At 40.5% G+C, this 12520-nt stretch carries 15 protein-coding genes; 13 read left to right on the top strand and 2 right to left on the bottom strand.

Going from position 1 to position 12520, the window contains the following annotated elements; genetic code table 11:
* The first annotated feature begins 154 nt into the window (after positions 1 to 154).
* The 9 genes from DW059_RS16160 to DW059_RS11150 all read left to right on the top strand — a co-directional run bounded on the left by DW059_RS16160 (position 155) and on the right by DW059_RS11150 (position 7893).
* Positions 155 to 322, top strand: a complete 168-nt coding sequence (locus tag DW059_RS16160; protein WP_022244373.1) for a hypothetical protein — start codon at positions 155 to 157, stop codon at positions 320 to 322.
* 11 nt (positions 323 to 333) lie between these two features.
* Positions 334 to 1416 (top strand): ATPase, T2SS/T4P/T4SS family, encoded by a 1083-nt coding sequence (locus DW059_RS11180; protein WP_330408398.1) that lies wholly within the window; start codon positions 334 to 336, stop codon positions 1414 to 1416.
* On the top strand, positions 1403 to 2665 hold the full coding sequence (locus tag DW059_RS11175) for a hypothetical protein (RefSeq protein WP_117698835.1): 1263 nt from the start codon (positions 1403 to 1405) through the stop codon (positions 2663 to 2665). The genes DW059_RS11180 and DW059_RS11175 overlap by 14 nt, the downstream gene beginning before the upstream one ends.
* Positions 2666 to 2673: 8 nt before the next feature.
* Positions 2674 to 3048, top strand: coding sequence for a hypothetical protein (locus DW059_RS11170; protein WP_117698834.1), 375 nt, complete (start codon positions 2674 to 2676; stop codon positions 3046 to 3048).
* A 116-nt stretch (positions 3049 to 3164) separates the two neighbouring features.
* The gene (locus DW059_RS15940; protein WP_156454680.1) at positions 3165 to 3308 is read left to right on the top strand and encodes a hypothetical protein; all 144 of its coding nucleotides are present in this window, start codon (positions 3165 to 3167) and stop codon (positions 3306 to 3308) included.
* Positions 3309 to 3313: 5 nt separating this feature from the next.
* Positions 3314 to 3757, top strand: coding sequence for a hypothetical protein (locus DW059_RS11165; RefSeq protein WP_117698833.1), 444 nt, complete (start codon positions 3314 to 3316; stop codon positions 3755 to 3757).
* Positions 3754 to 4389, top strand: a complete 636-nt coding sequence (locus DW059_RS11160; RefSeq protein WP_117698832.1) for a hypothetical protein — start codon at positions 3754 to 3756, stop codon at positions 4387 to 4389. Before DW059_RS11165 ends, DW059_RS11160 begins: the two co-directional genes overlap by 4 nt.
* A 10-nt stretch (positions 4390 to 4399) precedes the next feature.
* Positions 4400 to 7036 carry an InlB B-repeat-containing protein gene (locus DW059_RS11155; RefSeq protein WP_158552115.1) on the top strand — a complete coding sequence of 879 codons (2637 nt, stop codon included), beginning with the start codon at positions 4400 to 4402 and terminating at the stop codon, positions 7034 to 7036.
* Positions 7037 to 7113: 77 nt separating this feature from the next.
* On the top strand, positions 7114 to 7893 hold the full coding sequence (locus tag DW059_RS11150) for a hypothetical protein (RefSeq protein WP_117698830.1): 780 nt from the start codon (positions 7114 to 7116) through the stop codon (positions 7891 to 7893).
* A 32-nt stretch (positions 7894 to 7925) separates the two neighbouring features.
* Here DW059_RS11150 and DW059_RS11145 read toward each other — a convergent pair whose 3' ends face one another.
* Positions 7926 to 9176 carry an HlyC/CorC family transporter gene (locus DW059_RS11145; RefSeq protein WP_117698829.1) on the bottom strand — a complete coding sequence of 417 codons (1251 nt, stop codon included), beginning with the start codon at positions 9174 to 9176 and terminating at the stop codon, positions 7926 to 7928.
* 1 nt (position 9177) lies between these two features.
* Positions 9178 to 9417 carry a hypothetical protein gene (locus tag DW059_RS11140; protein WP_022244383.1) on the bottom strand — a complete coding sequence of 80 codons (240 nt, stop codon included), beginning with the start codon at positions 9415 to 9417 and terminating at the stop codon, positions 9178 to 9180.
* A gap of 128 nt (positions 9418 to 9545) precedes the next feature.
* On the opposite strand from DW059_RS11140, the gene DW059_RS11135 reads away from it, so the two are divergent.
* The 4 genes from DW059_RS11135 (at position 9546) to DW059_RS11120 (ending at position 12330) form a co-directional block, all read left to right on the top strand.
* The gene (locus tag DW059_RS11135) at positions 9546 to 10187 is read left to right on the top strand and encodes an HAD family hydrolase (RefSeq protein ID WP_117698828.1); all 642 of its coding nucleotides are present in this window, start codon (positions 9546 to 9548) and stop codon (positions 10185 to 10187) included.
* 354 nt (positions 10188 to 10541) lie between these two features.
* Entirely contained in the window at positions 10542 to 10865 is a 324-nt protein-coding gene (locus DW059_RS11130) for a PadR family transcriptional regulator (RefSeq protein ID WP_022244385.1), read from the top strand.
* Positions 10862 to 11554, top strand: coding sequence for a DUF1700 domain-containing protein (locus DW059_RS11125; protein WP_158552114.1), 693 nt, complete (start codon positions 10862 to 10864; stop codon positions 11552 to 11554). The genes DW059_RS11130 and DW059_RS11125 overlap by 4 nt, the downstream gene beginning before the upstream one ends.
* Positions 11551 to 12330 (top strand): DUF4097 family beta strand repeat-containing protein, encoded by a 780-nt coding sequence (locus DW059_RS11120; protein ID WP_117698826.1) that lies wholly within the window; start codon positions 11551 to 11553, stop codon positions 12328 to 12330. Before DW059_RS11125 ends, DW059_RS11120 begins: the two co-directional genes overlap by 4 nt.
* The last annotated feature ends 190 nt before the right edge of the window (positions 12331 to 12520 follow it).

Genomic DNA, 12520 nt, shown 5'->3' with positions numbered 1-12520 from the left:
TGTAAAATTTTTATAAAAATGAAAAATATATTTACAAAAAAAGAAAAAGCAGGTATGATTAGAGCCATCTTATTTATCTTTTTTTATCCGGGAGTTTCCTCCCAAATATTCCAAACAGTGAAACGAAATTCAGTATGGAAAGGGGTTTTCTTATTTGAAAGAAATTTTTGAACAGTATGGTGGGGTAATTATAACAGTAGTTGCGATTGCAGCATTAGCAGCACTTGTGACAGCAATTATGGGAAATGGAACCAGTGGTCCCGTTTATGATGCATTTAAGAACTTAATTGATAACTTTGGAAATAACATCGGAACACCATAGGAGGGGATGACTTGGACAGACAGGAACTGGGTATCCGGATGGAGCCGGATTATTTTGGTCCCCTTTGGCGTTATGTCCGGAATGATAAGATTACAGATATTGACTATAACGGAAACCAGTTGTGGATTACAGATGTAGAAAATGAACGCTATCTGATTCGAAGCCATGGCATTACAGAGAAGTTTGTAGAGCAGTTTTCCCATCGGATTGCCAATGAAGTGAGCAAGCCTTTTAACAAGAAAAATAATTTGTTGGAGGCGGAGACCAACACGCTGCGTATCAGTATTGTGCATGAATCTGTTGCCATATCCGGCAGGAGTATCTGTATCCGTAAGTCAATGCCAATGTTGCGTATGCAGGTAAAAAGGATGGTGGAGGATGAGTATGTAGCTGTTCCGGTACTGGAATTGCTGACCAATTGTGTGGCTGCAAAAATGAATTTTGTCTTTTGCGGAGAACCGGGGGCGGGAAAGACAGAATGTGCAAAATTTTTTTCGCAGTTTATTCCGGCAGGAGAGCGTGTCATTACGATAGAGGATAATCCAGAATGGCATTACAGTCAGATTAATCCCGGAAAAGATTGTGTGGAACTGCGAATTAATCCGGATTTTGATTATACCAAAGCCATTAAGACATGTCTCAGACAGAACCCATCCTGGATTATGTTATCGGAGGCACGTTCTACGGAAGTAAAGTCTTTACTGGAATGCTGGTCTACCGGAATCCGTGGATTTACCACGCTTCATACGGATGATGTGCGTAAAATTCCGGACCGTATTTTGAATATGATGGAGAGCCGTATGGATGCAGACCGCATGGAAAATGATGTATACAGCTATGTTGATGTTGGAATTCTGCTGCGGAAGAAAATGAGTGCAGAAGGAAAATTGTACCGTTATATAGATCAGGTCTGCTTCTTTGTAAGAGAAGAAGGAAGAAATGAAATACATATGCAGGTGGTGGATGGCAATCTTATGGTGAGAGAACTTCCAAAAGGGCTGATTGCGCGTATGAAGCGGCATGGAATTTCCGAGCCATTTGATAATCCGATGATACAACATCGTCTGGAAGGAGAAGAATATGAAAAAGAATGAGCGTTTCGTTGCCTATGGAGGCTGTTATGGATTATTGCTGCTGGCAGCATTTTTATTACAGCTTAAGTGGCAGGGATATATCTGCTGCAGTATTGTATTTGTTCTTGTTATGTGGCGTATGGATAAAGTGTTGAAGGAAGAAAAGAAGCAACAGACCCGTCTGCAGGAAGCAGAATTGTATATGGAGCAGATGCTGTATGCATTTTTGCAGAATCCGAAAATCTTATCTGCACTGGAGACAGTTTGTATATTGTTTGAACCGGGGGCCATGCGGAAACAGATAGAAACTGCAATCTTTCATTTACGAAAAGAATATGACAGCAATATGAAAGAAGAGTTAGATGCGATTGAGCAGCAGTATGAGAATCGCAGAATGAAAGAGATTCATGCGTATTTTCTGATGGTAGAACAGTATGGCGGAGCATACGAGACAACGGTGGAATTGCTTTTAGAGGATTTGCAGAAGTGGATGGAACGGGTCAGACTGCATCAGCAGGACTGTAAGAAATATCGAAGAAATGTATTCTTAGCGGTGGGTTTATCCATTCTGGTATGTGCAATAACGAATCATTTGCTGCCAAAAGATATTGAATTATCGCAACTTTTGGTTTGCCAGATTGCATCAATTCTTTTTCTGTCCCTGGATATGCTGATTTGCTTCCGGGCAATGAAGCGTACCTGCCGCAACTGGTTGAAGGAAAGGGAATCTTATGGAGAAGGGGATGAAAAGAAATATCGTTATGTGCAGTCCCATAAAGGAGTGCGCAGTAATTTCTACCGGAAGTATCTGAGAAAGAAAATGGAAACGGAATTTCCGCAGTGGTTAATGGACATTTCTTTATTGCTTCAGACTGAAAATGTGCAGGTGGCATTCTATCGTATCCGGCCGCAGACACCGGAGGTTCTAAGACCGGCAGTGGATGATATGCTGGAAGAACTTTCACAGAATCCGGAGAGTCTGGAACCATATCTTAATTTTTTAAAAGATTATGATTTACCGGATGTGCATTCTGCTATGCGGATGTTGTATGCATTATCCAACGGCGGATATGGAAACAGTGAAAAGCAGTTAAGTCAGATTTTAAAACGGAATCAGGAACTTTTAGATAAGGCAGAAAGAGAACAAAATCAGGATTCACTGGCTGGATTATATGCATTGTTTTTAGCCCCGGCATTGACTGGAGCAGGAAAAATGATGATTGATATGACGGCATTTCTGGTGGTATTTTTAGCAAGCGTACATAGATAGGGGATTAGATGGAACAGGTAATAAAAACATATCTTGGAATATTTCTGATGATGCTGTTGTCAACAGTTGGAATAGGTATTGTTGCAGCAGAAGCGCAGATTTGTCAGGCAAGAAATTTTAAATCGGATGTGGTAGTGGAACTGGAAAACAGCAATTATAACCGGGAAGTAATAAATGCCTGTATAAAGCAGGCTGATGAATTGGGCTATCAGCTGCAGGTTAATTTATATGAGGATTCCGGAGCTATAACTGTATGTGAAAATGGAAACGTGCCGCCCGTGGAAAAGGAGGTAACCATGGCGGAAGTGATATTGCATTACGCATACCGGATGGGACCATTTCACAGTAAAACGGAGCATAGTATCCGGGGATTTGGAAGGTAGATTTATGAGAAAAATTATGGAGGATTATGGACAGGCAATCATCTATGCAGTACTTGGAAGTGGTTGTATCGGAGTGTTGTGGTATTTGCTTGGTTATGTCCGGTAAGGGGATAAAAATGCATTTTTTTATGGAAGAATATGGTGGACTTGTGATAGCGGTTCTGGCAGTCATTGTTATGACAGGAATTTTATTTGGACTGTTTTCACAGGGAGGTTATCTTTATGAAATGATAAGCAGAGCACAGGGGGCATTGGGGTAAAACAAATGAAAACATTATGGAAAGAATATGGACAGACAGTAATTACCGTATTAGTGGCGGCAATGTTACTGATATTATGCTTATGGGGATTTCGCATAACTGGAAGTGGGATGGAACGTCCGGCAGCCGGTGCAGATGTTGGAAATAATATGGACGGAAAAATGTTAAAAGATATTCATAGCCGTCAGGTTCCGGTGATTATCTATGAAGATCATCGCATCTTAACGATTGCAGATAAGATAGCGTTATCAGAACTGTTTCACGCAGTGGATGCAGATGGAAAGGAACTTAAGATTGAGATAACTGATATCAGAAATCAGGCAGGAAAAACAGTAGAAGATATTTATGAAAAGGCAGGAATCTATGAAATAGAGGTGCGGGTAGAAGATGCATATGAAAAGCGGACGGTTTCCCGTTTCCGGATTCCGGTAAATGGAGGCGGTATATGAAACATATGGTATTGGGGGTATTATCCGGAGGAATTGTTGTTTTATTTGTGGTAGTTCTGCTGACCATGCAGCATAAAAATGTACGAAAAGAAGAATTAGAACAGAGTCTTACCGAAGCAATGGAAACAACATTGCAGATGGTACAGGCGGATGCAGACAGAGATTATACTTCCGAAGATATGAGGACATTACTGATTCGAAATCTGGTTCCGCAGATGAATTCCGATTCAGAATTAACTGTTCGGATGATTGCAGCAGATGCAGAAAAAGGATTACTTTCTGTGGAAGTGGAAGAGTATTTTTCGTATCCGGGCGGGAAAGAGGGCAGCATACAGTGCTGCCGTACAATTCTTACAGATGACGATGGGAATGGAGAAGAAACGGAGAAAGGGGAAAAAGAAGTGGCAATGCAGACGGTAATCTTTTATCGCTCCAGGGAAGAAATGGAACAGGGAAAATCTTATTATAAGAAGCTGGAAATACAAAAGGGGGATTACTGTACCTCTCCGGCAGAACCGGTTTGTGATGATTTGAAAAAGAAGTTTTTAGAGTGGCGGGACAGCAAGGATTATCTCGCGGATTTTACACAGTGTGTAGAAGAAAATCAGACATATTATGCAGTATTTGAATAGGGGGGTAAGCATGAAAAAGAAGGTGCGAAAGGGAGTATGCCGTTTCCTTTGCGGATGCATGATTCTTTTTATGAGTCCGTGCAGTATTCAGATGATAAGTGCGGAAACGGTAGAAGAAACTGAGGTGGCAGAATCTGAAAAAGCAGAAGTATTAGAAGCAGAAGTATTAGAAACAGAAGAAACCAAGCAGTTGGAAGAAATGCCGGATGAATTGACTTCATCTGTTTACGGAAGTGCGCAGACCTGGTATCCGGAAACTTCCGGGTATTTCATATTGATAGTTCGTGACAATGCAGGTGGAAGAACAGCTCGTTACCGGATTGACTGTAATATAGGGGAACGTCATTCCAATGGGATTAATTATCGAATCTATTATAAAATGTATCTGATTGGGGGAGACGAGCTTGGCATTACATTAGAAGATAGGGAATATTATACCAGACATGATAATGCAACTTCTGAAATAGGAGCAAGGGAATATCATCTTCCGGTTACGTTTCGTCTGCCGGAGCTGGGGCATCATTTTGAAGGAGTGTCTACCAGCAACTGCTATCAGACATACTTTGAGAGTATGGAAGAGGAAACCTGTAGTTTTGTGGTGGACACCAACGGATGTGGAATGACACCCTGGGGAGATGATGGCGCATGGCATAATGATAATATCGAAGTAAATTATCTCGAAAATCGTTATACCATTCATTATGATGGAAATGGGGCTACCAGCGGAACTGTTGCTTCTCAACCGGATGTGCTGTATGGAAAACAGATTCAATTACAGCAGAATCAGTATAAGAAAGAGTATACAGTAACCTTGGATGGAAATGGTGGAACATCTGAGGCAGAGAAACTTACCGCGGAAAGCACCTTTGTCGGGTGGGAAGATCATAACAGTTTTTATTATAACGGAATAGAATTTCCGTGGTATGCATTTGATGCCCCCTGTTATGCAAAAGCAAATCAGGATTTACTGGAAAGTTTCGGGTTTAATAAGGCAGCATTAGTAAAACATTTCTATCAGTATGTGATACAGGGCAGGGAACGAAGAATATCCAGTCCATATTTTCGATTGACGGATTATATGAAATATGGAGGGGAAGATTTAAAACAGGCATTTGGCAGCCGGCGTGAGTCATATTTATTACATTGGATAAATCATGGATATAATGAGCATAGAGAGGGAATAGGCACAATCGGTGTGCCGGAAGCGTTATCGGAACTTTCTGTATACGAAGATAAGGCACAGGTATTAAATTTATCTTCAAAGCATAAGGGAGAGGTTCTATTAAAGGCACAATGGAAGGATGCAGAAGTAATACTTCCATCTGCAAAGCGCAGTGGGTATGCGTTTGCCGGCTGGGCAGACAGGAAAGGTGCTAAAGAGCCGGTATATAATTCAGGAGATAAGGTAGTGGTAACGGAGAATCAGACCTTTTATGCCATCTGGAAGAAATCAAAGCCACCGGTTATAGAGCGGACGATATCGATTCAGAATGGAACGGATGGATTCTATACATATGTCTTTGTGCGGGATGGCGGAGATGGAATTAAAAAGACTGCTTTTGCGGTGTGGAGTGAAAACCAGGGTCAGGATGATTTGACGGCAGAATGGCAGATGTCAGAATTAGGAGAAAAAGGGGACTATTTTATAGAGGGGCAAAACTATAATTACCGTTATTATACCTCTGCTGTAAAACATAAGAATGAATATGGAAGGCATCTGATTTCAATTTATGCATATGACAGTCTGGATGGCTATGCAACAGCAGATACGGATTTTTGCTATTGCTTTCCAATCATTTTTGATGGAAATGGAGGCCTGATCGATGGAGAAGAGACAAAGCAGGAGAGCCGATATTATGGGACACCCTATGGAGAAATGCCAGACGCCGTGCGGGAGAACTTCCTTTTCTTAGGATGGAGCACAGAGCCGGATACAGAACAGGACAAAGAGGAAGATAAAAAGCCGGATGTAATATGGCAGGAAAAAGAACTTATCGGGGAAGAAGATGTTTTTTGCCATGCAGGGGAACAGAGATTATATGCACAGTGGGATGAGAGTCCTGTTATTGAGGCAAAAGATCAGTATTATAGTTTGACGGATGCAAGAAGCGGCAGGATTACAGAGGAAATACTTTTGCAGCAGGCATGTGCAAAGGACAGAGAAAACAGCTCAGAAGATAATCCGGAAGGTATCTTAGAGAGCGGAGTAGATGAAGAGAAGAATACTGTTTTTTGCGTGGAAGATTATACGGAAGAAGAGTGGAAGAACTTTGCGCATGAAGGAACCACCACGATTACTTATTATGCAAAAGATGCAGTTGGCAATGTCAGCAGAAAACAGGTTACCGTTTATCTGGTGGATACTACCTCGCAACAGGTGGAGGACAAAGAAAAAACGTTTCGATTTATCAGTGAAAAATATCTTGATACCATAACACAGGATTCTATTTGGAGGAGAGAAGAAAATTACAGACAGTTAGAAGAGGCATTGCAAAGGAATACGGCTTTAGAAGTCTGGAATTTATCACATCAACAGATGAATGAGATGAAAGAATATGAATTGCAGCATAATACTGGAAAAATGACGGAAATAGAGCGTTTTCGGAACAAATTTATCCATTGTATCGGTGAATATGCCGAAATTTAGAAAGAAAGAAGAAATTGGTTGCACAATAAAAATGACTTATGGTATAGTTGGAGAAAAGTGAAAGGAGTTATGAAAAATTGAATCCAAAGAAAAAAATATTGATTTTATCAGGCTGTCTGCTTACAGTGGCAGCTGTAGTTGGTGGTACATTTTTCGTACAGAAGAGCAGTAATCATGTTTTAAACAAAACATCCATAGGAAAATTCCACGAAGCAGAGGAGCATACTGCAACAGGAGTTGTGGTTTGTAAGACGGAAGCATTGCAGGAGGTATTTCAGCAGAAGAAAGAAGAGGTTCTGTTGGCAAAGCAGGAAGTGCCGGATGAATCCGAGGGAAAGAATGAGAAAACCGATAAAAAGGGAACACAGGAAGTGACACCGGGAAAGGAACCAACAGAGCCGGCATCAACTGCAGGAGGGCCGGCCCCTTCAGCTCAGAAAAACGCAACGACATCCGGGGGACAGGAACCTGTCGGTGGAATTCCAGCAGCACCATCAGATGCACCATCGGAAACTCCGGCAGCACCATCAGATACACCGTCGGAAACTCCGGCAGCACCATCAGATACACCGTCAGAAACTCCGGCAACGACACCGACAGAACAGCCGGCAGAGGAAACAAAACCAGCAAATCCATGCCCGTATCCGCTTTGGACAGTGATGAGTTTTGATGATGGAACTATGGGATATTACTGGCCGATGGATTATGATATTGCAGATGCAGTAAGAGTGGACAAGGAATTGTATGAATTACATTATACCAGACTGGTAAGTACAACTTTTGTGGGAAATTATGATGGCGCATATCATGTAAGATTAAGTAAATTCAGTTATCATATTCCGTATGCAGATGACTGATGATAGAAAAAGAAAGGTATATCGAAAACTCCCTAAGGAGTTTTCAGATATACCTTTTCGATTCTGTTCTTATCCATTTTTTCAACCCGGAGCAGGATTCCATTTTCTGTGGTAATGGATTCTCCCTCGTCCGGAAGATGGTCTAAATGTTCTAAGATATAGCCGCCAATGGAATCATAATCTTCTGACTCTAAATGAATCCCCAGTTTTTCGCACATATCATAAAGGTTCATGGAACCATTGACCAGGTATTCTTTTTCACTTAAAGCAGTAATATCAGCTTCTTCATTGGCATCATATTCGTCATGAATTTCGCCTACAATTTCCTCTAATAAATCCTCTAAAGTAACAAGACCGGCAGTTGCACCATATTCATCTAATACGATAGCAATGTTGAGGGAAGAAGCCTGCATTTCTTTTAATAATTCAGCAGTATTCTTATGCTCATATGTAAAGAACGGTTCCCGCATAATAGAGCGGATGGAAAAATTCGTCCGGTCATCATAGAGCAATAAATCCTTTACATTTAAAATACCAATGACATTGTCCGTGGTATCTTCATATACTGGTAATCTTGTATATTTGGCTTCCCGGAAAATCTCTAATAATTTTTCGTAGCTGGCATTGACATCTACGAAAGTCATATCTATGCGGGGAACCATAATTTCTTTTGCTTCAGAATCAGTTAAATCGAACACATTATTAATCATATTGCGTTCTTCATTCTCAATAACACCGGATTCGTGACTGACATTTACGATAGTACGAAGCTCGGCTTCTGTCATGGTCTGCTTCTTGGCATCAGGATTAATATGCAGGAGCTTTAAGAAGCCATGGGAAAGCATATTAATAATAAAGATGACAGGAGTAAGAACCTTCATAAGAAAGCTGACAACTCCGGAGTACGCCAATGCCAGTTTTTCGGAATGTATGGTAGCAATTGTTTTTGGAGTGATTTCACCGAAAATCAGAATCAAAACAGTTAAAATTCCAGTTGATATTCCGGCAGCAACACTTCCGAAAATGCGGATGGCAAGTGCTGTAGAAATAGCAGAGGCGGATAAGTTTACAATATTATTTCCGATTAAAATAGCGCTTAACATTTTAGATGAATGATCCGTGATAGCAAGCACGCGCTTTGCCCTTACATTTCCTTCATCTGCCAAGGTCCGCATCTTAATCCGGTTAACGGTTACAAGGGCGGTTTCAGCAGAAGAAAAGAATGCTGATAAAAGAATCAGTATGACAAGACTTACTAATTGGATGATATCTGTTCCGCTCAAATTAGTCCACCTGCAGATTGGAATAGTAATCCGTAAGAGCACTTAAATCTACCTCTGTATAGGATACCGGTTTATTTGCTTCATGATTTTTATAAATGGAGAAGCCTGCCCAGCCTATGATAAGTGCAATGACAACAACGGTAGCGGTATAACCCAGATAACGCTTGCATTTCTCCTGTTTCATTATTTTTTTACGATTTTTCTTTTGTTCTTTATAACGGTCAACTTTTTCCTGACTCATAAGAAATCTCCTTGCAATTTTTTTAATAATAATGGTATTATACACCATGTAGGAATAAAATTGAACAAAAAATTCAAAAACTAATAGAAAACTAATAGAAAACAAAAAAATAGAAGAAGGAAAGAAAAATGAAGCAGGGAATAATTTTTGATATGGATGGAACTCTGTGGGATTCTACAGTCGGTGTGGCAGAATCCTGGAATGAAATATTAAAACAGGAAAAAGTGAACCGTACACCTCTGACTGTAGAGGATTTTCGTGGAATCATGGGAAAAACAATGGATGTTATTGCAGCAAAATTTTTCCCGGATATGCCGGAAAAAGAGCGGATGGAACTTTTAGATAAATGTGGCGAATATGAAAATGAATATCTGTCCGGGCATGGTGCGGTGTTATATCCGGGTGTGGAAGAAACCTTTGCAAAGCTGAAGGAAAAATATGAACTTTATATCGTAAGCAATTGTCAGAGCGGATATATCGAGGCTTTTCTTTCTTATTATAACTTAGGAAAATATATTTCGGATATAGAATGCTATGGAAATAATGAAAAACAGAAAGAAGATAATATAGCCCTGGTAGTATCCCGGAATGCACTTACCGATGCAGTGTATGTGGGAGATATCCAGAGCGATTACGAATCCAGCAAAAAGGCAGGAGTCGCTTTTATCCATGCAGCATATGGATTTGGCACAATTGATGATGAAGTACCGGAAATTGAAAATTTGTCACAGCTTCCGGAAGTGGTAGAAAAAGTATTTGCCGGAAAATAATTAAAATAGAAAACAGGAAACGAATGTAGAAATAAGAGAAAAAGAGTCTTGGTTGTTTGAAAAGAACGAAGCAAGGCTCTTTTTTTGCTTTACAGGAAATTGCTTTCCTGTAAAGTAAAAAACGCGCCGCGAGGATGCGCACTGCGGCGTATAAGGTAGATGTCGCAAGCGACCGCCGCAGGCGCGGGAATGTGCCAAGGCACATTCTTTTTCTTGCCCGGCATTCGTAAAAGGCTGCCAGTGACAGGTTTTATAGGTTGACAAATAATACTATATGATATATAGTATTGAATATAAAATAGTAATACATAAAGAATAATATTATATTTATGAAAATCTGGAGGGAGTGATTGCATGGTATTTAATACAGGTGCGGCACTTCTGGATGCAATTGTTTTGGCTGTAGTATCAAAGGATGAGGAAGGTACTTATGGCTATAAGATTACACAGGATGTGCGGAAAGCCATTGAAGTGTCAGAATCAACGCTGTATCCGGTGCTGCGAAGATTGCAGAAGGACGGTTGTCTGGAAGTATATGACAGAGAATGTGGGGGCAGAAACCGAAGGTATTATAAGATAACTGGAAATGGAAATGAAAGATTAACATATTATCGAAAGGAATGGGAAAATTATTCTTCGAAAATAACAGAATTATTTTCCGGAGAGGAGAAGATATGAACAGACAGGAGTTTATGAGAAGGCTGGAGCAGTTATTAGAAGGAATTCCGGAAGAGGAAAAACGGGAAGCAATTGCATACTATACCAGTTACTTTGAAGATGCAGGAGAAGAAAATGAAGAAAAAATAATCCGGGAATTAGAATCACCGGAAAAAGTGGCAGCAACCATCCGGGCAGATTTTCCGGGATGCAATAGCAGTGAGACAGCATCTTCCGGTAATCAGCAGAATTATAACGGTGCAAGCCAGAGTATGGGACAGCAGAATTATAACGGTGCAAGCCAGAATATGGGGCAGCAGAATTATAACGGAACGATCCAGAGGGAAGACAATACCACAAGAAATATTCTGCTTATAATCCTGCTGGTGCTTACTTCACCAATCTGGGGCGGTATTTTAGTAGCAATTGGTGGAACGTTAGCAGGAATTATCGGAGGACTATTTGGAATTGCAGTCGGCTGTGTAATCGGCGGAATAGCGGTAGCAGGTGTAGCAATTACAATTTTGGTAACAGGCGCAATTTCCCTAGGTCTTATTTCTATGGCAGCCGGACTTCTGATGCTTGCAATTGGATTATGTGCGGCCGGACTTCTGGTTCTGGTATGTGGAAAGTTTCTTCCATGGTTTGCAAAAGGAATTGCAAAATTATGGCAGTCACTGTTTAAGAAGAAAGGGGGCGCTTGCGCATGAAAAAAGCATTAAAAATTATTTTTGGTATTGCATTAGGCTGCTTTCTTTTAGGCTGCGTGGTATTAGGAATTGGAATTGCAACCGGTGGAACCATGCGGGAATTTGTAGAAGCAGTGCAAAATAATAAATTTGCATTTCATTGGGATATAACTGACTGGGAAGGACAGGATAAAGGAACAGCCAGTACAGAAGAGACTGCATTTGCACCGGAAGATGTGAAATCACTTGATATCGATATGGATGCAGGAATGTTGAAAGTAGTCAAAGGAAAAGGCAAAGAGATTAAGGTAATAACAACTTCTAAAAATGCTGAGGTAGAGACTGCATTGGAAGATGGAACTTTAATAATCAGCGAAAACTTCCATGCAGCATATTGGGGCGATGGAGTGCATCGTTTACAGGTGGTTATTGAAGTGCCGGAACAGCTTGAGTTAGAGGAACTTTCAGTTGAAGTAGGAGCAGGAAATATTGATATAAAAGAAGGACTGTTGACGACAGCATATGCAAGCTTGGATGTGGATGCCGGAAATCTTGATTTTGCCGGTGAAGTAAAAGGTGATTTAGACGCCAATTGTAATGTGGGAAATATGGAATTGAAATTAACCGGAGAGCAGCAGGATTACAATTACAGTTTAAGCTGTGGTGTTGGTTCTATAAAAGCAGGAGATATTTCTGTTGCCGGACTTGGCAGAGATGACGAAATCGACAATGGTGCAGATTATGATATGGATATAAACTGTGATGTGGGAAATATTGATGTGATTTTTGAAAAATAGAATGAGATATGATATAATATATTTGATAATTTCTTGTAATAATGAAAGAAATTATACTCCACTCTTGAAAAATCAGTATATGCAGGGGTAATTCATAGAAGAGTATTTTCTGGAATTCAGCTTAGAAGGTGACAGAGTGTCCGCTATCTCTTGCAGTATGGTTTATGGAATCAAGAAGAAAGGAGTATTC

Source organism: Roseburia sp. AF42-8 (genome assembly GCF_003435965.1).
In the GTDB taxonomy this organism is placed as follows: domain Bacteria; phylum Bacillota; class Clostridia; order Lachnospirales; family Lachnospiraceae; genus Roseburia_C; species Roseburia_C amylophila.
This window is presented reverse-complemented; position numbering and strand designations above follow the sequence as displayed.